This window comes from Microcoleus sp. Pol10D4, from assembly GCF_036701555.1.
GTDB lineage: Bacteria > Cyanobacteriota > Cyanobacteriia > Cyanobacteriales > Microcoleaceae > Microcoleus.
This window is the reverse complement of the sequence record NZ_JAUBRA010000053.1, coordinates 1-23,360: the sequence shown is the minus strand read 5'-3', so window position 1 is coordinate 23,360 and position 23,360 is coordinate 1. Positions and strand designations below refer to the sequence as shown.

Sequence of the window (23,360 nt, the reverse complement as noted above, 5' to 3'; positions counted from 1 at the left end):
GTTTTGTTATATGGAGGTAAAAATTGGCAGTGGCTAAGGCAAAAACCGATCCAAAGCCGCTTTCAACTCTTCGATTTCCGTATCGATATTACCTTCTTTAGCGGCTCGGGCAATGCACTCAGTTAAGTGTTCGTCAAGAATGATTCTCGCTACGCGATCGAGCGCGCCTCGAACCGCAGCAACTTGCACGAGAACTTCGGGACAAGGACGGTTTTCTTGCACCATTGTTTTAATGCCGCGGACGTGTCCCTCAATCCGAGACAAGCGATTTACCAGTCGCCGCATCGATTCTTCATCGTGATGGTGAGGATGGACTGATTCAGCGTCGTGATGGTGGTGGGAATTTGAGGGCAAGGATTTGTCAGTAGAAGTATCAGATAGAATCATCGGGGTTACGAGGGAAATTTAAAAGTTAGAATTCAGAATATGTGGAGTTGGTGCGGGCTCGTGACTCATGTATTGTAACTGTCAAAATATATTTAGGATCTTCATAGTGGCCGATTATTGAGTCCGCACGATCGCACACCCTTACCAGACTAACCCAGACTAACAAAGATTGACGCTATGCGACTATTTAAGTTTTTTCGCCCCGCCCCTCGAACCGGTGATCGTTGGTTCGCCCTAATTTTAGGAATGACGATCGCCCTGAGTGCGTTAGCAATCAATGCTGCACCCGCTGCCGCCGCTGATGGCAGCAATCCGCCCAACTTACACTTCCAGAGTTCCCCGGCCACCCCCCCGAATCCGCAACTGTTAGCGCTGCGGAGTCCTGAACTCCCAGGGGATACCGGCAGTTTTGTGACAGCGGCAGTCGATCGAGTCGGGCCAGCAGTTGTTCGTATTGATACCGAGCGCACTGTCAGTCGCAACCTCGACCCCTTAATGGAAGACCCATTCTTCCGCAGATTTTTGGGAGAAGATTTACGCAGCATGACCCCCAGACAAGAACGCTTACGCGGCCAAGGTTCCGGCTTCATCATTGACAAAAGCGGGATTGTTTTAACCAACGCTCACGTAGTTGACAAAGCCGATCGAGTGACTGTCACCTTAAACGACGGCAGGACATTTCCAGGAGAAGTGCAAGGTACTGACGAAGTAACAGATTTGGCAGTTGTCAAAATTAATACTAAGCAATTAGACTTGCCGACTGCCACCTTGGGAGATTCCGACGCGGTGAAAGTGGGAGATTGGGCGATCGCCGTGGGCAACCCCCTCGGATTTGACAACACCGTCACCTTGGGAATTATCAGCACCCTCAAACGCTCCAGTGCAGCCGTCGGCATTCCCGACAAGCGGCTCGATTTCATTCAAACCGACGCCGCCATCAATCCCGGCAATTCCGGCGGCCCGCTGTTAAACAGCAGAGGAGAAGTGATTGGCATCAACACGGCGATTCGAGCCGATGCAATGGGTATTGGGTTTGCGATTCCGATCGACAAAGCCAAGGCCATCTACGCGCAGTTAGCCAAGGGAGAACAAGTCAGCCATCCGTTTTTGGGGATTCAGATGATTGCTTTGACTCCTGAAATGGCCAAAGAGAATAACGCTGACCCCAATGCTCCTTTGATTGTCCCGGAAGTTAACGGAGTGTTAGTGATGCGAGTTGTGCCCAACACCCCTGCTGAGAAAGCAGGGATTCGCAAAGGGGATGTGATAGTTCAAATTGATGGTGAGGGAGTGACTGAGGCCGAACAGTTGCAAAGTTTGGTGGACAACAGCAAAATCGGTCAAATTTTAAAACTGAAGGTGCGCCGCGGTGCCCAGATTAAAGAAGTCGCCGTTCAAACTGCTCAATTGCAAGATTTTTAGATATGAAGAGGAAGGGGGGAAACTGTTAAAAACCCTCCTCTTTGTTTCTTTTTTCTCTGAATTGATTCAGTAGTGCGATAGTTTTAATAGTCGCATTTTTTAATCACAAAAACTGATAGTATTTTTTAAAAGAGTATCAATCTCCCAACAATGAAAAAAAATCAAATTTTACATTACCAAAAAAGTCAAGTTCTTGAGGTACTAAAGCAGGATTATTTTCAAATGACCGCGCAGCTTCAGAGGAACTGGACACCAGAGCAACATGAAAAAAATCGATTGAGTCGTTCTTTGGCTGCATTTGCGATCGCCAATCTTGCCGATCTTACCCCTGCTCAAGCGGCTAACTCAATTGTCAATGGGGAAAATGATAATGGGATTGATGCCATTTATTTCGATCGGATGAAAAAATTGCTTTTGTTGGTACAGGCTAAGGCGGGGAATGCTCCGAATATGGGTGATAATAAAAAATTTTGTGATGGGATTAGAGATTTAGTCCATCAACGTTTTCAGAAATTTAATGATGGCTTTGCGCGGTTGCAGCAAGATGTTGAAGATGCTTTAAATACTAACGGGGTAAAAATAGTTGGCTGTAATATATATCTTGATGAAAGCCTGAGTTCTCATGTGATTACGGATCTTAATCAGTTAAAAAGTGAACTGAATCAGTTCGATCAACGTTTTGAATGGCAAGATTTAAATATTACCATAACACATGGTTGGTTGACCGCAAAACAAGCGATCGCCCCTTTTGATGTAGTCTTGACATTGGAAAACTGGCATTGTTTAGATCGGCCGCGTAGGGCTTTTTATGGATTGGTTAAGGCTTCAGAACTTGCCTCTTTATATCAACAGCATAATAAGTCGCTTTTTGAGAAAAATATCCGTTATTATCTAGGTGCAGAGGATGTTAACTTAGCGATTGCGGAAACTGTCAAAAATCAACCATCTGAACTATTTTATCTCAACAATGGTTTGACTATTACTTGTTCGGTAATTAGTCTGCCATCGGGACATAACCAGGAATCAACTCAATTTACTTTAAAAGATTTTTCCGTCGTAAATGGAGCGCAAACGGTAGGAGCGATCGCTTCTGTTTATCAGGTTAGTGGCTCAATATCTGCTGATGCAAAGTTATTAGTTACAATTATTGAAGTGGGGACGGAGACTGATAATATTGGCGAAAAAATTACTGGGGCAAGAAATACGCAAAATGCTGTGCGCGATGTTTATTTTGCCGCGTTAGATTCCAATCAAGAACGTTTGCGACAGGAATGTATGGTATCGAATATTGTTTATGAATATCGACCATCGGGGGAGCGGCTTCAGGATGCAATTACGATTGAACAGGCGGCCGTTGCCCTTGCTTGTTTTAGCGGTGATACGGAAATAGTGGTTGCTGCAAAGAGAGAAATTAGTCAGCTTTATAAGCGTTATTATGATATATTGTTTAGTGATGGGCTTTCAGGAGTTACGCTTTGTCGTTATGTGCGAATCTTTCAATATCTGGATGAAATTTTTTCGGCTTCAGAACAGGCTGCAACAGGTCAACAAAAAAAGTTTTATAAGCACGGTAGATTTTTTATTCTGGATATTCTTGCAAGACGCTATAAACGTTTGCTGAATAAGCAGGAAGTTTATTTGTCTGATGACGATAAAATGCAACTTTCACGAATTGGGTTAGAGCTTGCTGAGGTTGTTTACACGGTTGCTGAATCGAACTTTGCTAGTGACAACAAGGGATATCTTGCTATTTTTAGGAATATCACAGATGTTATGCCTTTAACGAGTGAAGTGATGCAGGAGTTAGATCGCAGGGATGCTCAGGCTTAAAATCCGAATATACCTACAGTTTAACTGGTAAGATAGATATTAATTATGAATAAGAAGCAGAGACTAGAATTAACATGGATTGGTAAGGATATTCGCCCCAAGCTGGAGCCGCGAATTTTGCTGGAAGATCCAGAAATATCTTATCATGCTGCTCATCAGGTGAGTGAAAATGATATTTTTGATAATCGCTTAATTTTTGGGGATAATTTGTTGGCTCTCAAGGCTTTAGAGTCTGAGTTTGCAGGAAAAGTTAAGTGTATTTTTATTGATCCGCCATATAATACAGGCTCAGCTTTTGAACATTATGATGATGGAATTGAACATTCTCTCTGGCTTGGTTTAATGCGCGATCGTTTAGAGATTTTGCGTAATTTATTATCGAATGATGGTTCTTTATGGATCACGATTGATGACAATGAAGCACATTATTTAAAAGTTATGTGTGATGAGATATTTGGTCGTAATTGTTTCATTGCAGACATCTGCTGGAAAAAGCGTGATGGAGCACCTAATGATCGGAAAATTGGAGGAGTTCACGATCATATTTTAGTTTGGGGGAAGTCTCGGCATCTTAGTAGTAAAAAAACCTTAGCCGAGGAATCATTTCAACTAATGCCTAGAACAGAGAAAGCTGATTCGCAATATCGAGTTTTTGAAGAACCTAATGGTCCAGATCCACGAGGTTCATTCAGAAAAATTGACACAACTGCAAATGGTAAGGGAGGAAGATTTGTAGAAAGTTTATATTACCCAATAACCAATCCTTTTACAGGCGAACAAGTATGGCCTCGCCAAGGTACCTGTTGGCGACATAATAAAGAAGAAATGTCGCGCCTTCAAGCAGACAATCGGCTCTTTTGGGGAAAAAATGGTACTTCAAAAACTCCAATGCGTAAACTTTTTGCCTTTGAAGCTAAACAAGGAATGACAGCACCTACGATTTGGGATGACGTTGGCTTTAATCAACATGCAGCTAGAGAACTTGAACTATTATTTGGTGAAAAAGCTTCTTTTGAAACACCTAAGCCAGAGAACTTAATGTTTCGGATTATTAGTATTGCTACTAATCCAGGTGATCTTATTCTTGACTCTTTTGCAGGTTCAGGAACAACAGGCGCAGTCGCGCAGAAAATGGGAAGACGATGGATTATGATTGAACTTGGCGAACATTGTCATACCCATATTATTCCCCGACTTAAAAAAGTAATTGATGGCGAAGATCAAGGTGGAATTAGCAAAGCAGTTAACTGGAAAGGTGGCGGTGGATTCCGTTACTATCGTCTTGCACCATCGCTACTAGAAAAAGACAAATGGGATAACTGGGTTATCAACAAAACCTATAACGCCGCGATGCTTGCCGAAGCACTCTGCAAAATCGAAGGTTTCACTTACGCACCATCAGATACCTTCTATTGGCAACATGGCTACTCCACCGAAAGTGACTTTATCTATGTCACCACCCAAAATCTTAGTCACGAACAACTATCCAAACTTGCAGACGAAGTAGGACAAGAGCGCACCCTACTTGTTTTATGTACCGCTTTTCGAGGTCAAACCGACATATTCCCAAACCTCACCGTTAAAAAAATTCCTAAACAAATCCTTTCACGGTGTGAATGGGGACATGACGATTACAGCCTCAAAATTGAAAACTTGCCAAAAGCACCCCCAAAGGTCGGACAACTAACACTATTTGACGTAGATACCTATGAGAAATCCACAACTTGTTAATAATATTTCTAATCGTCTCAGTCTGCGCCATCCCCAGCGCGAATCCTTAGAAATTCTCGATGGCATTTGTGAACTTTTATTTCTCCCAGACATCACAGATACAGAAACACTTTTAATCGCCTTCAAAAAAGAATTTGCAACGTTTACTGACTTCGAGCGCGACTTTCCATCCCTATGTTTTGCCCTAGCCACAGGTGTTGGCAAAACTCGACTCATGGGCGCATTTATCAGTTACTTATACCTAGAATATAACATTAAAAACTTCTTGATCCTTGCCCCAAACCTAACCATTTATAATAAACTAATTACCGACTTTACGCCCAATACCTCAAAGTATGTATTTACGGGTATCTCTGAATTTGTGACCAGTGTGCCAGAAATCATTACGGGAGATAATTACGACACGTCATCCATTATCCCTGATTTTTCCCGTTGCAGAATCAACATCTTCAATATCTCAAAAATCAACTCGGAAGTACGCGGCGGTAAAAGCCCTAAAATTAAACGACTATCCGAATATATTGGCGAAAGCTATTTTGATTACCTGTCTCTATTAAAAGACCTCGTAATTCTAATGGATGAATCGCACCGATATCGCGCATCAGCAGGAGTTCGCGCTATTAACGAATTAAAACCATTAATGGGGCTAGAACTTACCGCCACACCCTTTATCGAAACCAATAAAGGTTCAGTAGCCTTCAAAAATGTCATCTATGACTATCCCCTCGGACTTGCCATAACCGATGGATTTGTTAAAGATCCTGCCGTCGTCACCCGCAAAGATTTTAACCCTAGGGCCATGTCACCAGACGCGATCGAGCGTCTTAAACTAGAAGACGGCATCTATCTCCATGAAAATATTAAAGCTGAATTAGAAACCTATGCTATTCAAACTGGAAAACAAATTGTTAAACCCTTTCTGTTAGTGATTGCCCGTGACACTACCCACGCCTCAAAACTCATGGAACTCATTCAATCTGATGAGTTTTCTGAAGGAAATTATAAACATAAAGTTATTCAAGTTGATTCTAGTAAAACGGGCGCTCAAGAAGATGAAATGGTAGAGAGATTGCTCAAAGTAGAACATACCGATGAACCTACTGAAATAGTTATCCATGTAAATATGCTCAAAGAAGGTTGGGATGTCACCAACCTCTATACAATTGTCCCTCTGAGAGCCGCAAATTCTAAAATCCTGATTGAGCAATCTATCGGACGGGGCTTGCGTTTGCCCTATGGAATGCGTACAGGTGTAGAAATTGTCGATCGCCTAAATATCGTCGCCCATGACAAATTTCAAGAAATTGTCGATGAAGCAAAGCGCCCAGAATCCCAAATCCGCCTGAAACAAATTATCCTCACAGATGAAGACTTACAGCAAAAGACACAAACAGTAATTTCGCGATCGCAACTAGCCCAAAATCTAGGACTTCACCCCGAACAACCCATTAATTTACCTGATAATTTACCTGCAACAGAACCCCAAAATATTCAACAATCCCTATTTCAATCACCTATAGAACAAAAGATTGCACAGCTTACATACCAAGAAATCCTAAAGCTTGAAAGCCGCCCCGAAGAAGTCCCAACCACCGCCCATCTTGCATCCCCAAAAGTTCAGGGAAGGGTGCGCGAAGCCGTAGCTAGAGAATATCAACCCGCACAAATGGAACTTGAAGGTATAATAGCACCTCCAGATATTGAAGCGATCGTTGCGAAAACAACGAATTTAGTTATCCAGCAAACCATCAATATTCCTAAGATTATTGTTATTCCTAAAGGGCAAGTGCGATCGGGTTTCAGGTCTTTTGCCCTAGATATCACAGGCTTAAATTATCCCGTTCCCTCCCAAGAAGAATTACACATTCAATCGCTAACAACGAATAAAGTTGAATTTATGGGAATTATCAAAGAAAACTTTGAAGAATCACGGCTAGAAAACTATATTGTCAAAAATTTAGTCAACTTCGATGATATTGCCTATGACGAACACGCTGATTTACTCTATGACCTTGCGGGTCAAGTTCTTAGCCATCTTATGACCTACTTATCCGAAGAAGATACACACAAAGTTTTACGCTTTTACCAAAGGGAAATTGCCAATTTTGTCCATAGTGAAATGCAGCCCAATTTCTGGGAAGAAACAACAGGTTATGAAGTCGAAATCAGTAAAGGTTTTACAGCCCTAAAAGAGAGCGCCTACACTACAAATGCTAAGAATTGCCTTGATTATCAATCTTCGCCACGAGACAAAAGCAATATGTCCAAATATCTGTTTACAGGCTTCTCCAAATGCCTCTATCGAGAACAGAAATTTGAATCGGAAGCAGAAAGAATACTAGCAATGATTTTAGAACGGGATGCAATCAAATGGTTTAAACCCGCAAAAGGACAATTTCAGCTTTATTACAAATGGCAGGGAAAATATTCAGAATATCAACCAGATTTTGTGGCTGAAACAGAAGAAGTTATCTATATGCTTGAACCTAAAGCTCGAAATGAAATTGACAATCCTCAAGTGCTTGCTAAGAAAGATGTCGCAGTTCAATGGTGTCAATATGCTTCGGACTATATGCTAAAGCACGGTGGCAAACCTTGGAAATATGTCTTAATTCCCCATGATGAGATCAAAGAAAATATGAGACTCCAAAAACTAAGCGATCGCTATACCGCCACTACTAAGGGTTAATTTCAGGGGCGATCGCCTCGATTTTGACATGGGAGAGAGTGGAGCGCGATCGTCGGTTATCTTCTCCAAAGCAAGGACAGATAAACAATTCAACTATTCCGTCTGATTCCGATATGCCCAGAATCCTACACAAAATTAGCCGGATCTTGATCTCGCCGATGCTTCAGCAGAATCGGAGAACCTTGGCCATCACCCACCAAAGCCGCCGTTTCCTCCAACGCTTCCCTCAATCGCTTGGCTGCGTAGATGGACATATCGCGGGGCACATTCACCCGATCGCGCAAATACCGCAAAGCCGCATCAGAACCACTCGGCGGCGTACAAACTTCGCCAGTCATCATCAAAGTTAAAGCACAACGCAAAGCCTCATCGAATAACTTGTCATCAGCAGGATTGACTCGAACGATGTTGCGCTGGTGCTTAATGACGCGATGAAGTGCTTCAGCGCGAGAGGTTTCCGGTTCTGGATACATCACATCCGGCAATCCAGCCCAAGGCCCATTATCCACGCGGGCTTTATTGAGTAGCATCTGAGGTTCGCCGTTTTCATAACACCCGCCCATCTGAGGTGGTAAATCGTGGACGTGGGTGTGAAAATCGCTCTGAGTGCCGCGATAGGTAGGGCGGGTTTCCATCGCCGCAAACCAGTCAGCAAAGCGCGGGTTTTCTTCGCGCATCGAGTAGCCTTTGTAGTAGTAAAGACTGGCATTCATGCGTTCGACGTAGGGCGTAAATATCACATCCGCCGTGCCAAATTCATCGAGGAAATAAGGCCCCGGAGTGCTAGCCAGGGCTTTTTCTACTTGGGCGACGACGCTGATAAATTGGTTGCGGTTGTGTAGTTCTACTTTGGCTGAACTTGCTGGATAGCACAGCCAAGAGCACCAGGCTCTAAATAGCAGTCGCTCTAACCGCCGCATGGGTATTACTGCGGGGTTTTCCATGCCCAAACCCAAGGGGCCATAGACTCGTTCCAGCGCGATTAAGATATCATCGCTTTCGGTGATGATGCGGCCGTCTAGTTCGATCGCCGGTAGCATTCCCGATGGCACTTTGCGCTTGTACCAACTTTCTTTTTCCCCATAGCAGAACATAGTAACTTTCTCAATGCGGTAGGGGATTTCTTTTTCTTCCAGCCACAACCAGATTTTTTGGCAGTAGGGACACCAAGCATGGTTATCGCGGTACAGGATAACTCGCACATCGGATTCGGTTTTACCAAACAGGCGCAACCGGGCTTGGGCGTTCGTTGGGCCGTTGGTGCGATCGACTTCAAAGTCTGTGAGGGCTTCTAATTCTGTCCAGCTTAGAGGGGTCATGCGATTTTAGATTTTAGATTTTAGATTTTAGATTGGAGAATTGAAGACAGCGACTGCTTCGTGGCAATAATAGAACTTACGCACCAACTCAATCGGTAGGGTGCGCTGTGCGCGCACCTTACCCCTACCGATAGCGCATTCAACTATTTTTTGGTCTTAGTCGTGAATAAGATAGTTGGTTCTCAGTTAAAAAAGGCTTTGAGGACTGAAGTCCTCACTACAAACTTAACTACAATTAAGGCGACATTTGGGGAGGGGGTGGGGCGTCTTGAATTTTAGCCAGTGCTGCTTTCATTTCGGGAGTGGCTAGCAACTTTTGGGTATCTGCTATCAAACGATCGCCCCAGAGGTTTTCTTTGAGATATTCTACCGTAGCATAGCGTTTGTCCAGTTTTAGAGCTGCTTCTCCCATCGCTAAGCCTTTTTCTTTATCACCTTTGGTGTAGAATGCTACTGCTAGAGCTAGCATTGCTTCGGCTGCTTTGTCGTCGATCACGATCGCTTCTTGCCAGCGTTTGATGGCGCTATCAACATCTCCCATTTCGTATTTTACTAATCCGATATTGTTAATAGCCGGCCACAGGTTTTTTTCTAAAGCAAAGGCTTTTTCGTATTGGGCGATCGCCTGATCAAACCGCTTCAGCTTATAAAAAGCATTGCCTAAATCAAATAATGCACCTGGAGTGTCGGGTTTTAGTTTCAACCCTGCTTGCAAATATTCGGCTGCTTTCTCGTAGTTCGCTTTCCGAAAGTGAGCTTCTCCCAAGACAAATTTAATTGATGGATTTTCTGGCGACAGAGATTGAGCTTGCCCCAAAGCTTCAATGCCTTTGTCAAACTGCTCGACTTGAAGGTACAAGCTACCTAACAAAGTCCAAGTTTGAGCATTTTTGGGGGCTAACTGTGTGGCGAGTTCGGCTCTAGGTACGGCGAGTTGGTACTGCTGGAGTCTGGCTAGCTGGACGGCTTCTTCTGCAAGGCTCAAGGCCGTTTGTTCGAGTTGGGCCGAGTCGATTTGCAGGGTGTAAGGCAGGAGTGCCTGTGCGACAGCAGGCTCGGGCATTGCCCCCAAACCGAGTGCGAGTAGCAGAGATATTAAAGGAATGCGATTAGGCACTGTACAGCCCCAGAAAAAAATATAAGGGTTTCTCGATCGCCTATAATAACTCATATTTTTGAGTTTTGATATTGCTTCTTGACTCGCAACACTTCTGGGTTTTCATTTAAATACTTCTCAAATTATGTTTACATTCAGGATGGCCATTTTTCTTCACTGTTTTACAGACGATTAAGAACCTCACTACAAATAGGCAAAATCATGAGTTATTAGCAAGGTCACTGAGTTAATATAGCAGAAGGAAGAAGGAAGAAGGAAGAAGGAAGAAGGAAGAAGCAATAAAATCAATCATTTCAGCCATTAACAACTTCCTAACCGTCTTGTCGGTTGCTATAAATAACGCTTCGCGGTTTTCCGTTAAAGAATTCCAAAACTCTGTTTGCACTCAGAAATAAGAGTTTGTATTTACTGGTTTAGAGAGGACTGAAGTCCTCACTAAAAACCTGGTAAATCCTTCATTTTCTAGAACTTGAGTGAGTTAATAAAGCCTGTTGAATTTTGTCTAACAATTGTGCTGCTGATAAGGAAGAAGGCAAAATTTTGGCAGATACTTCTTGCAGTAGAAAGTCGATCGCCTCGGATTCCGAATTTACAGCAGACCGATAATCCCAGACTAAAATTGGCAGTTTTACTGCCATTTGCCGCAGGTTTGATAGGGCCTGCAGCATAGCGGTTGATTCTGAGGGGGCATCTCGCAAGCACAGCAAAACTAAGTCAACGCTTTGATATTGCAACTGCTGCAAAACTTCTGTCCAGCACGGGGCGATCGACCCTCGAAATCCTGCGGTTTGGATGTACTGAATCAAAGCTTGAAAGTTGGGAGTAGAAAAGCGGGAATTGGGGAGGGGAATGTCGGCATTTGTCGATCGAGCGCAATGTTCCAATTCTTCCGTCGGGTTCCCCCCAGAAGAGGAGTGCAAATCGGGTAAAGTCGAAATGTCAGCAAATAAAATGCTGGGCTTCCAACTCATGCCCGCAGCAACTTGAATCACTTGCCACAAAGCACTTGGCATTAACCCGGTAGGTGAAGTTTCACTGTCGTCGGGACTGCTAGTGGCTAAACAGGGAAATACCGACAATCCTTTGACTTTATTTGCCAGTTGTGTAGTTCGGGAGTCTAAAGTCACCAAGGGGAGAGAACCCAAATTTCGAGACCGACTTAACTGTTCGATAAAAGCTAAGGGGTTTTGCAGTTGACTTGTACCATCCAAGACGATCGCGTCGGGCCGCCAAATTCTGGCCACGAGTTCTGCTTGGCCGAGGTCGTCTGCTTCTAAAACCCGGCAGTAGTTGGGGTTGAGCAGTAAAGCGGAACCTTGAGACGAACTGTTTTGCGGGCTGAGCCACAACACGGTTAAAGGACTCCTTACTTTGGGGCTACTAGCATTACTGTGACCGATTAAGTCTGCCAGCAGCCGCCGCAAAGCGGGTTCTTCCACCGGCAAGCTCAAAAAGCCTTCGGCCCTGTTGACACTGGCCCGTTCTTTTTCGCCTCTGGTGGCCGTGACGATCGCCGGAATCGATCGGGTATCCGGGTCACTCTTGAGCAGCGTTAGCACGTCCCAACCCGACAGCAGTGGCAGCAGCGGGTTGAGGAAAATCGCTTCGGGACTGAACCTGCGAGCTTTTTCCAGCGCTTCGGTGCCGGAACGGGCGACTATTACTTGGTAGCCCAAACCTGAGATGACGTTGGTTAAATCTTCGATATATTTGGGGACGGCTTCGACTATTAATACTAAACGAGAACGAGAATTGGCGGTCAGAGTCGGATATTGGGGTTTTAATAATTCTTCCTCAGCGGCTCCCGGTGCGGAGACTTCTTCGCTGCTGTTTCCCGGAGGATTTGGTGGCAGCAGCAGGGTAAATTGAGAGCCTTGGTTTTCTGAGGAAATAAACGAAACGTCTCCGCCGTGGAGCCGAGCTAGGCGTTGAGTCAGTACCAGTCCCAGTCCGGTTCCTTGAAAGCGCCTGGTGAGGGGGCTTTCTAGCTGTTGGAATTTCTGAAATATCAGGTGCTGTTTGTCGGCGGGGATGCCGATGCCAGTGTCCCAAACTGTGAATGCGAGCCAGCCTTCCCAAACATTTACTTTCAATCCGATTTTGCCGCCGAGTTCGGTGAATTTTAGGGCATTGGAAAGGAGGTTAACCAGCATTTGCCGCAACCGCAGTTCGTCGGCAATTAAGTGGCTCAGTCCCGGTTCTATTTCGAGTGTAAATTCTATTTGGGCGGAGGGTTCTGCGTTTGCTGTACCGTCCGTTTTGCTCGCGCCTGGAGGATTTTTTTCTTCTTGCTGTTGCAGTTGTTTTGCTTGTTCAAAGGCTCTTTGGCAGGTTGATGCTATTTCGACTGGTTCGGGAATTAGTTCTAGCTGACCGGTTTCCATCCTGGTCAAGTCTAAAATATCGTTAACTATTGTCATCAAATGCCGCCCGCTTTTATGGATTAGTTTGGCGTAGCGTGTTTGGCGATCGTTGAGTTCTCCGATCAATTTATCTTTGAGGAGGCTGGACAAACCGAGGACGGCGGTGAGCGGGGTTTTTAGTTCGTGGCTGATGCAGGATAAAAATTCGTCTTTTAGTCGGTTGAGGTGGATTAAATCTGCGTTTTTCGCTGCTAATTCTTTGGCGACTAAATGTTCTTCGGTGACATCTTGTCCCATTACTAAAATTAGCTTGTCTGAGAGCGGCTGTTTGACAAATTGCCAGATCCGTTCTTGATCTTTTTGTACGGGGCAGTCGCAAATATAGGTATCTGGTTTGCCGGCGGTGGGGCACCAAGCTGGAGCGGTTAAGGTTGAGGGGGAGGCGGCGGCGTACAAGGGCAGCGGGCAACTGGTGGCTGCGGTTGAATCACGCGCGGCGAAGCTATCCCGCAGGGAATCGCCCGATCTACTTGCTCCTACTAGGCTCCTGCATTCTTTGGTGATGGTCTCTAACTGCACGCTCTTGTATTCGCTTGTTAAATGGCTTGGTTTGCGGGGCGAGTTTTTACCCAAATTTGCTGCTGGTTCTGGAACGGGTTCTGGGCCTGCTCCCAGCAAAATCCGCCACGCTGCGTTTTGGCTGACTATTTGTGCGGTAGGGGTTTGCAATCTCAGAGGCAGGGGGAGTTTTTCTAGGAGTTGGACTAGGGATTTCAGGTTTTCCGAAGGTTTCAATCCTGCTTCTAGAAAGCGCACTTGAGCGTCTATGGCCGTGGCGATGGCTTCGGAAACTGGTCTTAATTCGATTTCTTTGACGGCTGTTGCCTGCTCTGTGAGGCTACAGAGCGAGCTGCTGTTAAGTGCGGCGAATTGCAGCAGGCTCAGGCTGTCTAGCATTCCTAAAAATTGACCACTGGCATCTGTGAGGGCGATCGGGCTGTTTGATGAAATGCCTGCGGTTTGGCGGTTTGACCGGGCTGGGGTTTTCTGTTCCTCTGTTTGCAGGTACTGCCAGAATTCGCTGACGCTCATAGCGGCGGGTAATGCCCTGACTGGTTCGATCGCGATCGAGCTTTCTGACAAAGGTTGCTGCCCGTCGTTTGTGCGATCGGCTCCCCAAGCCCAAAGGCTGCGGAGGTATACTAATCCCAGCGGCTGTAGCTGTTCGTTGACTACTGCGACTCGATCGCAGTTGCAGGAGCTGAAAATTGACTGCAGCGATGCTAGCGCACCCGTTTGGAGGCACAGGGGCACTGGCTCGATAAAATTTTTGAGACTGGGGGTGGTGAGTGGCATAACAAACCTGAGAGTCTGCTCGCGAGAGCAGTAATATTTTTGATGCTCAATGTAGCTGCGAATTTCTGTATCTTATTTGTTTTATATCAGTTCGCTATCAGGCTCGGTATCCGCACCGAGACCGGGGAGTTCGATGCCTACGCCTGATTTGAGGCGACTAGCAATTATTTTAAGGCTTAAGCTTAATTGCAGAAATCACGCTCAGGGTGCTTGACACAAAAACCACGGAGTACACTTTGATTATTCCTCTGGTAGAAGCGCATCACTTATTTTGCGGTTAAGATTGGTTAAAATAAATATTGAGATGATTGTTAAAATGTTAAGTTTTTTGTAAAGGAGATATCAACTCTGAGCGATCCAGCACTTTCAGGCAACTTAGGTGGTGCACCTACAGCTTTGCTTCCTCAACTGTCTATCGGTATTTTTGTCCACTCTAAGGAAATCGCAGCCTCTGCGATCGAGCTTTTGAGAGGCGAACGCTATACTTTAACGCACCTTAAGTCGGCAGTGGAGCTTTTCGGGTTCATTAAGCACAATTATCACCTTGATTGTTTGGTTTTGGAGGTGGATGGGGATCTGCGATCGCTTCTGGGCAAGCTCCAAGAACGATCGCTATTTTTGCCGGCTGTGATTTTTTCGCCTCACGCGCAGGTAGATGGCAAGCCCGAAGCACCATATTCAGATGGTTTTGAGGCTGCTGCCAGTACCGCCGCCAACAAGAGTCAAGACGAAAGCTGTGCTTTTTTTTATCACCCTGCTGAGGTGCAACTGGCAATCGCTCGATCGAACGAAATAGCTGCAGGTATCGATCAGGCGATCGCACAATTTCTCAAACTTTCAACTCCGGTTCCTGTCAATTACCAATCATCCGTAACGGTCGATGCGACAGCCCAATTGACTGCTCAAAGTTTGCTCAGCCGACAGCAGCGGCGGCTGGCGGAAAAATTACGGGAGCGATTAGGATACTTAGGTGTGTATTATAAAAGAAATTCCCAGATTTTTTTGAGAAATCTGTCGGGACCTGAGAAGCAAAAGTTTTTGGAGCAACTCAAGTTAAGTTATCGCGACATCGTTTTGAATTATTTTTCTCAAGATGCTGCGGTCAACAATCAAATAGATGAATTTGTGAATTTGGCTTTTTTTGCTGACGTTCCCGTGACTCAAATTGTAGAAATTCACATGGAATTGATGGACGAGTTTGCTAAACAGCTAAAATTAGAAGGGCGCAGCGAGGAAATATTGCTTGATTACCGTTTGACCCTGATTGACGCGATCGCTCATATGTGCGAGATGTATCGGCGATCGATTCCGAAAGAGACATATCAAAGTAGAATGTAGAACGGATTCGGCCTAATTTAAGAAAGAAAAGGTAGAAGGTAGAATCTAACAAAAAAGAAAGGAGCCGAGAAACGACCGCGCGAGCGCGAGGCGGAAAATATTATAAAATAACAAAGAACAGCGGATTTAAGACAAATAACAACTACAACTAACATCTGACAACTAATACTCAACATTTAAAAAAGTTCATGAGTCCTCTGAAGAAAACCTACGTTCTGAAGCTGTACGTTGCGGGGAATACTCCCAACTCAGTGCGAGCTTTGAAAACCCTAAAGGACATCCTAGAACAAGAATTTCAAGGAGTCTACGCGCTGAAAGTCATAGATGTTCTCAAAAATCCTCAGCTAGCAGAAGAGGACAAAATATTGGCAACCCCGACGCTGGCCAAAATCCTGCCGCCGCCGGTGCGAAAAATTATTGGCGATTTGTCCGATCGTGAGAAAGTTCTGATAGGATTAGATTTGCTCTATGAAGAACTTCGCGAAGAAGACCTGAATTCATAAGATAATCAGGTGAGAGTCAGTCAATTTTTGATTTGAGACTTCGGTTTGGCGTGAAACGTTCGGCGAGCGCGAGCGTCGAAGCGTCGAGTCGCGCTCAGTCGAACGATTTTAGATTTTAGATTTACTCAACAGATGAATCTGGGAGGTTGAAAAAAAGTCTAAAATTTTTATCTTTCCACGACAAGAGTACGTGGCACGGTATCGGTTTTTGGGCGGGGTCATTAGTCAGCAGTTAGCAGTCATTAGTTATTGAGCATGAGCCAAAACTAAAAGCTGGGTACAAAGACTCATGATAGGCGGTTAATGAGTGACAACTAAAGAATACTGAGAGTTGACAAAAATCGACATGAATGAAATTAGTCAAACGGTTCAACGAAAAGGATTGGTAACGCCAGGAGTTGAAAAAATTCGCACGATGATTGAGGGTTTCGATGACATCAGTCACGGCGGAATGCCACTCGGCAGAACCACCCTAGTCAGCGGCACGTCAGGAACGGGAAAAACTTTATTTGCCGTACAGTTTCTTTATAACGGAATTACCCATTTTGACGAAGCTGGAGTGTTCGTAACTTTTGAAGAATCTCCCACAGATATTATTAAAAATGCTTGCAGTTTCGGTTGGGATCTGGCACAGTTAATCGAGGAAGGCAAGCTATTTATTTTGGACGCTTCTCCCGATCCGGAAGGTCAAGATATCGTAGGAAATTTTGATTTATCAGCCTTAATCGAGCGAATTCAGTACGCCATTCGTAAGTACAAAGCCAAGCGGGTTTCAATAGATTCGGTGACAGCCGTATTTCAGCAGTACGATGCTGCATCGGTGGTACGCCGAGAAATTTTTCGCTTAGTTGCGCGCCTCAAACAAGTAGGAGCAACTACAGTTATGACTACGGAACGGGTGGAAGAATACGGCCCGGTGGCGCGGTTTGGGGTGGAAGAGTTTGTGTCTGATAATGTAGTGATTGTTCGCAACGTTTTGGAAGGGGAACGCCGCCGCCGCACCATGGAAATTTTGAAGTTGCGCGGTACAACTCACATGAAGGGCGAATATCCTTTTACTATGACTAATGACGGAATTAATATTTTCCCATTGGGGGCGATGCGATTAACTCAAAAATCTTCAAACGTGCGGGTTTCTTCCGGCGATAAAACTCTCGACGAGATGTGCGGTGGCGGTTTTTTCAAAGACTCGATTATTTTGGCTACAGGTGCAACGGGAACAGGCAAAACGCTATTGGTGAGCAAGTTCTTGCAGAATGCTTGTATGAACGGCAATCGGGCGCTGCTTTTTGCCTATGAAGAGTCGCGGGCCCAGTTGTTCCGCAATGCTTATTCTTGGGGCATTGATTTTGAGGAAATGGAAGAGAAAGGACTGCTGAAGCTGCTGTGCACTTACCCGGAATCGGCGGGTTTGGAAGACCACTTGCAGAGTATTAAATCAGAAATTGCTGAGTTCAAACCTTCTCGAATTGCTATAGACTCGCTGTCAGCGTTAGCTAGGGGTGTCAGCAATAATGCTTTCAGGCAATTTGTGATTGGAGTGACAGGTTTTGCGAAGCAGGAAGAAATAACCGGGTTTTTCACGAATACAAGCGACCAGTTTATGGGTTCTCATTCGATTACGGACTCTCATATTTCTACGATTACTGACACGATTATCATGCTGCAGTATGTAGAGATTCGAGGAGAAATGTCGCGGGCAATTAATGTATTTAAGATGCGCGGTTCGTGGCACGACAAAGGAATTCGAGAATACACGATTACTGAAAGAGGGCCACAAATTAAAGATTCGTTTAGTGGTTACGAACGGATTATCAGCGGTTCTCCTAGTCGGATTACGATTAATGAGAAGAGTGAGCTATCACGGATTCTCCAAGGTGTGCAAGGTCAAGACGATGAGGATATTTGAGAGTTAGCAGTGATTGGTCGTTAAAAGTAGGTTGGGTTGATCTAGGAAACCCAACTTTTTTAATTTGAGGAGTTTGTGAAAATTTATAGCAACCGCGAAATGTTTGGGAGGTTCTTAATTGCTGAAATATGAGCTTTTATGGCCTTCTTCATCAGCGCCTTTTGCTATAGCAATCCCACTCAATAGGTTGTGGTAAAAATGTAGGGTAAGCTGTTGTTCCTCTAAATTGTATATTTCAATGACATCTCAAAAAGCATAAAATCCTCTCTCTACTCGATTTGTAAACAGGTAGCCTTGCTGGTGTTAAAGTTATAGTAGGAGGTCATTCTCCTGAACTAGGTGGGGTTACTCCCGATCATCGATGTATTCCCATCGCCGAAAAAACTGGATTGATTTTGCCCGAAGAGCACATGGGTTTTAGAGTAAGCTTGCTGGCAATATCAGCAGTGGCTAGCAGCAGGACTAATTCTGCCTAATATCGGGTTGAATCTCTCGGCACGTCAACTCAGCCAACCGACTTTAATCGCTAAGAGCGATCGCATTATTGAGTGTAATGATATGAAGCCAAAATATCTATAGCTAGAGATTACGGGAACGGAAATGATTCTTAATTTTGACATTGCCTACAATCTTTTGAGCCAATTATCGAAGCGTGGCACTGGGATTTTTGTCTATGATTTGGGGACTGGCTATGCTGCTTTTAACAACCTGAAAAATTTTCCGGTTAATTCGCTCAAAATTGATCGCTCATTTGTCCGCGATTTAGCCAGCGATCCGAGCGATAGCTCAATTGCCAAAGCCATAGTTGCAATCCCAGATGGCTTAAATCTGAGCATAATTGCCGAAGGAATGGAAACCCCAGCGAAATGGGAATAGTTACAAGCGATCGCCGAGGAAATCGGGCAGCGTTATATGTTGAGGAATCCGGTCATTGCTGAGTTTGCTATTCATTTAATCCGACATCCTGAATTGTTGTCTACCACTATGTGGGATCAGCAATCCTCCCTCATGAAAGGGCGCAAAAGTCTTATAATTAATTTAATTCTCGTGTCGCTCAAATGACTAAAAAAATTTTCTTACGGAATAATATCAAAGTGTTTGGACAAGGCACCCAGACAATGATGTTTGCTCATGGATTTGGGTGCGATCAAAATATGTGGCGTTTCGTAACGCGGGCCTTCGAGAAGGACTACAAAATCATCCTATTTGATTACGTAGGTTCTGGAAAGTCTGATATTAGTGCCTACAGTTATGAACGTTACAGCGACCTCAATGGCTATGTTCAGGATGTCCTTGATATCTGTGAAGAATTGGCATTAACTGATGTGATTTTTGTTGGTCATTCTGTAAGCAGTATGATCGGCCTTCTGTCCTCAATTCAAGCTCCTAATTACTTTGATCGCCTGATTTTCGTAGGGCCTTCACCCTGCTACATCAATGATTTACCAAATTATTACGGAGGGTTTGAGCGCAAAGATATTGAGGATCTCCTCGATATCATGGAGAAAAATTACATTGGTTGGGCAAGCTTTCTGGCGCCAATGGTGATGCAGAATCAGGAGCGTCCTGAGTTAAGTGAGGAACTTGAGACAAGTTTTTGCTCCACAGATCCGGTGATTGCAAGTCGCTTTGCCGAGGTAACTTTTTACTCTGACAATCGCAGTGATTTAGCCAAGGTATCAGTACCTTCACTGATATTGCAATGCGCTGATGACGTGATTGCTCCCACCGAGGTAGGGGATTACCTTCAGCACCACCTACCTAAAAGTACGCTACGGCTGATGAAAGCTACGGGACATTGCCCGCACCTAAGTCATCCACAAGAGACGATCGAGATGATTAAGGAGTATTTGAGTGTACCTCATACTACCTGATTTGTATGGCAAACATGACCTACCAGATAGACGAGCTACTCAACACGTCACCCTGTGGATTCCTCTCGTTTGCTGACGATGGTACGATCGTAATGGTCAACGCCACATTACTGCAATTACTCGGATACGAAACCGATGAACTGCGGGAACGGAAAATGGACTCCATTCTGCCAATGGCCAGCCGGATTTTTTTTCAAACCCATTTCTTCCCCCTGTTGAAGCTCGACGGTAAAGTAGAGGAAATTTACTTCTCATTAAGGTCAAAGCAGGGCAGTGATGTACCCATGCTGATCAACGCTGTGCGTCGGAATCAGGGAGGAAACTTCGTCAACAACTGTATCTTGCTCTGTATCCGCCAGCGTATCCTATACGAAGGTGAAATTATTAAAGCAAAAAAAGCAGCAGAGGCAGCTATTCTCGCCCAAAAACAAGCAGAAATCGCTCTGCGGAAACAGTACAACAAGGCGATATTACTTCAAGAAATTACTCAACACATCCGTCAATCTCTTGATTTGTCTACAATTTTTGAGATTGCTTCGCAGGAGATTCGCCTGTTTCTTGATGCCGAGCGCGTCGGCATATTTAAGTTCGATCCTGACAGTAATTTTGGATATGGTGAGTTTGTTTCAGAATCCGTAGGCGAAGGATGTAAATTGGTAAGCAGAAATCTCTTGAACGACCAGTGTGGTGGTGAACAAGATCCTGATTCATATAAAGAATGGAGAATGCAGGTAGTTGAAGATATCCATAATATTGACCTTCAACACTGTTACCGCGCTCTTTGGAAACAATTTCCGGTTCGGGCTAATTTAGTTGCGCCACTGCTCAATGCAAAAGATTTGTGGGGCTTGTTATGTATTCATCAATGTTCTGCTCCTCGGCAATGGGAAGAATTTGAAGTAGACCTTGTTAAACAGATTGCTAATCATTTAGCGATTGCCATTCAACAAGCGGATATTTTTCAGAAGTTGCAGAAGGAATTGGCAGAAAGGCAGCAGGCCCAAGCGCGCATGAGAGAAATTAATCAACAACTGGCACTCTCTAACGAAGAACTAGCCCGCGCGACTCACCTCTTAGAACAAGTGGTAAATATTGATGGGTTGACTCAAATTGCTAATCGCCGCTGTTTTAATGACCGGTTAGAGCATGAATGGCAGCGGCTACACCGGGAACAAAAACCTATTTCTCTTTTGTTATTTGATGTGGATTATTTCAAACGTTATAATGATTGCTACGGTCATCAAATGGGGGATGATTGCCTGTTCAAACTTGCTCAGACTGTGCAAGAAGTGGTCTACCGTCCGGCGGATTTAGTGGCGCGTTACGGCGGGGAAGAATTTGCCATCATTTTGCCGAATACTGATATTGAAGGAGCGAGTTCTGTTGCCCAACGGATTCACGCTGCTATTCAAGCTTTACATATTCCTCACAAAACCTCTGATGTGAGCGATGTAGTTACTATTAGTATGGGGATCGCCAACTTGATTCCGATTTCGGAACTATCATCGGCTGACTTGATTGCGATCGCCGATCGTTCACTGTACCGTGCCAAGCACCAGGGGCGCAATCAGTCGGCGACCTGCGACTACAGCGGCGATTCGATTTTTGACACTGACGCTTAAATCACAATAATTGACACCGAGGACAAAAATTTGTCCCCAGTGTCTCAAAGTAAGTCATTGAATAAATTTAAGTGAGCACGGAGGGATTTGAATCAAAGCCTCGCTCTTGAATTACGAATTTCCGTCGTTCTAGCCATTTTTTGCACCCGCTCTGAAAGTCCTGTTTTTGATTTGAGCGAACACTGAGCGACTTGCTGTAGGCTGAGTGCATCAGTCAAACTCAGCGCTATCAGAGTAGGGAGCGAAAGATGAGCGAAAAGTCTAATCCTGTCACTGCAAGTACCACCGCAGACTACCTTGTTGGTTACGAGCGGATTCTAGACTACTTCCAGCAAGCACAGAAAGAATGCCCCAAGGGCGTAGGGCTGAAAAGAGACAGGAAAGCCAGCGGTGGTTACATAACGCTGCAATTCAAGTTGGGTGACAAGCGTGTCAACAAAACTTGTGGGTGCTACCTGACGATGCAAGGTATCACTGATGCTCTGAGGAAAGCTCATTTAGTTGCTACCGCTTTACAATCCTTCTCTAGCGAGAGTCGATTTTTAGCCTGGTATGATGACGTTATCTTGGATAAAAACGTTATCAAAAATGATTTGATGACGTTTGGTGAGGCGATAGCAAAAGTAGAGCAAGAATACTGGGAGGGACGTACTAAACGCCGTCAGCAACGTGACAGGAATAATGCTAGCCATCAAAGCTCCTGGGGATGTGTTTACGGACAATATTTTAAACTGCTACCAAGAGAAGCGATTATCAACTCAGCGGATATTTTGGCTGTCATTCACATCAAGAAGCAAGGAACTAAATGCTTTAAGAACTGCTTGTGTGCCATGAAAAAACTAGCTGAGACTATTGGCGATACTGAGTTGTTGTGTAGACTTAAAGAAATTGACGGTACACAAACGGAATTTCGGGAAGACCTTCAAACTTTATCGGTAGATGATTTTCTCAAGCTTCGCATTCAGGTTCTCAGTGTCTCAGATGACAAGCGATACCATCTGGAATCACGTAAACGGTGGCTGTGGGTATTCTCAATGCAGATGGTGTATGGCTTTCGGGTTCACGAAGTGTTTGCTATTCAGAACATTGACAAACCTTTTAAAACAAAGGACGGCGTTATTATCCCGGCACTTATCGAGCCAAGCAACATAAAGATGATTGCTGTAGTTGGTGACAGGACATTACTCGATACGACGACTAAAACTGGCTACCGACTGTGTGTGCCGATGCTCCCTCCTACTCATCTCGACTTGATAGAATGCTTAGAAATTAAGTCAGGTAAATTGCCTGAGATTGGTACGCTATCAAGTAATCCAAAAACCATTGCTGGACTATATAGTGACCGCGCCCAAAATATTTTAAGAAGATGGAATAAAGGTTTTACCCAAACCCACGCTTTACGCCATCTCGCTAATCTCAGTGGTCAAATGGCTGGGATGTCTCAGGAGACAAGAGCTAAAAGTTTGGGGCATTCACCACAGATGAATGAAACTGTTTACAAGCGTCGCGCTAACACTGAGACAACAATTGATTTATTAACTCAGTCTACGAAGGAAGCTATTCCTTTAGGGAGTGCGATCGGGGTGCTTAAGCAGTTGGGAAGTGACGAGAAAAGTATCAAGCTGCTAGCTGCTATTTATGGCATTACACCCCACGAAGTGATGGAGTTACTCGCCGAATAATTTGAAACAAAACTTTACACTCCCTGTGTTGACAAGGAAGTGTAAGTCTGCAATCGTGAGTAACTAAGGAAGATTGATGCGCGGTTGACGAGCACTGGAAATGCTAGCCAAACCACGACTTCCCCAAACCGTAGAGTTAGTACGTTTGGAGCCTATAAATTATGCCACTTTCAGCCGATTGTCCTAACGGACGATCGCAACTCTTAATGATTGAGTTG

General features: G+C 44.6%; 15 protein-coding genes. 11 read left to right on the top strand and 4 right to left on the bottom strand.

The annotated features are described in order from the left end of the window. Positions 1–33: 33 nt before the first annotated feature. The gene (locus QUA36_RS22655) at positions 34–387 is read right to left on the bottom strand and encodes a metal-sensitive transcriptional regulator (RefSeq protein WP_333163138.1); all 354 of its coding nucleotides are present in this window, start codon (positions 385–387) and stop codon (positions 34–36) included. Positions 388–564: 177 nt separating this feature from the next. On the opposite strand from QUA36_RS22655, the gene QUA36_RS22650 reads away from it, so the two are divergent. The 4 genes from QUA36_RS22650 to QUA36_RS22635 all read left to right on the top strand — a co-directional run bounded on the left by QUA36_RS22650 (position 565) and on the right by QUA36_RS22635 (position 8,059). Continuing rightward, entirely contained in the window at positions 565–1,809 is a 1,245-nt protein-coding gene (locus tag QUA36_RS22650) for an HhoA/HhoB/HtrA family serine endopeptidase (RefSeq protein WP_333459183.1), read from the top strand. Between the two features lie 150 nt (positions 1,810–1,959). Then, entirely contained in the window at positions 1,960–3,639 is a 1,680-nt protein-coding gene (locus tag QUA36_RS22645; protein ID WP_333459182.1) for an AIPR family protein, read from the top strand. A gap of 45 nt (positions 3,640–3,684) precedes the next feature. Next, positions 3,685–5,370: a site-specific DNA-methyltransferase gene (locus QUA36_RS22640; protein WP_333163132.1), complete on the top strand. Its 1,686-nt coding sequence runs from the start codon at positions 3,685–3,687 to the stop codon at positions 5,368–5,370. Further along, complete coding sequence (locus QUA36_RS22635; protein WP_333459181.1) at positions 5,348–8,059, top strand: DEAD/DEAH box helicase family protein; 2,712 nt, start codon at positions 5,348–5,350, stop codon at positions 8,057–8,059. The genes QUA36_RS22640 and QUA36_RS22635 overlap by 23 nt, the downstream gene beginning before the upstream one ends. Positions 8,060–8,184: 125 nt before the next feature. Here the strand turns inward: QUA36_RS22635 and QUA36_RS22630 are convergent, their stop codons facing one another. The 3 genes from QUA36_RS22630 to QUA36_RS22620 all read right to left on the bottom strand — a co-directional run bounded on the left by QUA36_RS22630 (position 8,185) and on the right by QUA36_RS22620 (position 14,214). Then, on the bottom strand, positions 8,185–9,378 hold the full coding sequence (locus tag QUA36_RS22630) for a glutathione S-transferase family protein (RefSeq protein ID WP_333459180.1): 1,194 nt from the start codon (positions 9,376–9,378) through the stop codon (positions 8,185–8,187). A gap of 235 nt (positions 9,379–9,613) precedes the next feature. Then, positions 9,614–10,495 (bottom strand): tetratricopeptide repeat protein, encoded by an 882-nt coding sequence (locus tag QUA36_RS22625; RefSeq protein WP_445301450.1) that lies wholly within the window; start codon positions 10,493–10,495, stop codon positions 9,614–9,616. A gap of 455 nt (positions 10,496–10,950) precedes the next feature. Beyond that, positions 10,951–14,214 (bottom strand): ATP-binding protein, encoded by a 3,264-nt coding sequence (locus QUA36_RS22620; protein WP_333459178.1) that lies wholly within the window; start codon positions 14,212–14,214, stop codon positions 10,951–10,953. A 396-nt stretch (positions 14,215–14,610) separates the two neighbouring features. Here QUA36_RS22620 and QUA36_RS22615 point away from each other — a divergent pair, with 396 nt between their 5' ends. The 7 genes from QUA36_RS22615 (at position 14,611) to QUA36_RS22585 (ending at position 23,142) form a co-directional block, all read left to right on the top strand. Then, positions 14,611–15,552, top strand: a complete 942-nt coding sequence (locus QUA36_RS22615; protein ID WP_333452766.1) for a circadian clock protein KaiA — start codon at positions 14,611–14,613, stop codon at positions 15,550–15,552. A gap of 188 nt (positions 15,553–15,740) precedes the next feature. After that, complete coding sequence (gene kaiB, locus QUA36_RS22610; protein WP_006632119.1) at positions 15,741–16,055, top strand: circadian clock protein KaiB; 315 nt, start codon at positions 15,741–15,743, stop codon at positions 16,053–16,055. Between the two features lie 346 nt (positions 16,056–16,401). Next, the gene (gene kaiC / locus QUA36_RS22605; protein ID WP_333163120.1) at positions 16,402–17,964 is read left to right on the top strand and encodes a circadian clock protein KaiC; all 1,563 of its coding nucleotides are present in this window, start codon (positions 16,402–16,404) and stop codon (positions 17,962–17,964) included. Positions 17,965–18,549: 585 nt separating this feature from the next. Further along, positions 18,550–18,840 (top strand): EAL domain-containing protein, encoded by a 291-nt coding sequence (locus tag QUA36_RS22600; protein ID WP_333459197.1) that lies wholly within the window; start codon positions 18,550–18,552, stop codon positions 18,838–18,840. A gap of 182 nt (positions 18,841–19,022) precedes the next feature. Further along, positions 19,023–19,838: an alpha/beta hydrolase gene (locus QUA36_RS22595; protein WP_333459177.1), complete on the top strand. Its 816-nt coding sequence runs from the start codon at positions 19,023–19,025 to the stop codon at positions 19,836–19,838. A 5-nt stretch (positions 19,839–19,843) separates the two neighbouring features. Then, positions 19,844–21,460: a diguanylate cyclase domain-containing protein gene (locus QUA36_RS22590; protein WP_333459176.1), complete on the top strand. Its 1,617-nt coding sequence runs from the start codon at positions 19,844–19,846 to the stop codon at positions 21,458–21,460. A gap of 248 nt (positions 21,461–21,708) precedes the next feature. After that, complete coding sequence (locus tag QUA36_RS22585; protein ID WP_333459175.1) at positions 21,709–23,142, top strand: hypothetical protein; 1,434 nt, start codon at positions 21,709–21,711, stop codon at positions 23,140–23,142. Positions 23,143–23,360 lie beyond the last annotated feature (218 nt).

Excerpts from the sequence above, each read along its gene's own strand:
- QUA36_RS22655 (WP_333163138.1), bottom strand. The coding sequence starts at position 387 with ATGATTCTATCTGATACTTCTACTGACAAATCCTTGCCCTCAAATTCC.
- QUA36_RS22650 (WP_333459183.1), top strand. The coding sequence starts at position 565 with ATGCGACTATTTAAGTTTTTTCGCCCCGCCCCTCGAACCGGTGATCGT.
- QUA36_RS22645 (WP_333459182.1), top strand. The coding sequence starts at position 1,960 with ATGAAAAAAAATCAAATTTTACATTACCAAAAAAGTCAAGTTCTTGAG.
- QUA36_RS22640 (WP_333163132.1), top strand. The coding sequence starts at position 3,685 with ATGAATAAGAAGCAGAGACTAGAATTAACATGGATTGGTAAGGATATT.
- QUA36_RS22635 (WP_333459181.1), top strand. The coding sequence starts at position 5,348 with ATGAGAAATCCACAACTTGTTAATAATATTTCTAATCGTCTCAGTCTG.
- QUA36_RS22630 (WP_333459180.1), bottom strand. The coding sequence starts at position 9,378 with ATGACCCCTCTAAGCTGGACAGAATTAGAAGCCCTCACAGACTTTGAA.
- QUA36_RS22620 (WP_333459178.1), bottom strand. The coding sequence starts at position 14,214 with ATGCCACTCACCACCCCCAGTCTCAAAAATTTTATCGAGCCAGTGCCC.
- kaiB (WP_006632119.1), top strand. The coding sequence starts at position 15,741 with ATGAGTCCTCTGAAGAAAACCTACGTTCTGAAGCTGTACGTTGCGGGG.
- kaiC (WP_333163120.1), top strand. The coding sequence starts at position 16,402 with ATGAATGAAATTAGTCAAACGGTTCAACGAAAAGGATTGGTAACGCCA.
- QUA36_RS22595 (WP_333459177.1), top strand. The coding sequence starts at position 19,023 with ATGACTAAAAAAATTTTCTTACGGAATAATATCAAAGTGTTTGGACAA.
- QUA36_RS22590 (WP_333459176.1), top strand. The coding sequence starts at position 19,844 with ATGGCAAACATGACCTACCAGATAGACGAGCTACTCAACACGTCACCC.
- QUA36_RS22585 (WP_333459175.1), top strand. The coding sequence starts at position 21,709 with ATGAGCGAAAAGTCTAATCCTGTCACTGCAAGTACCACCGCAGACTAC.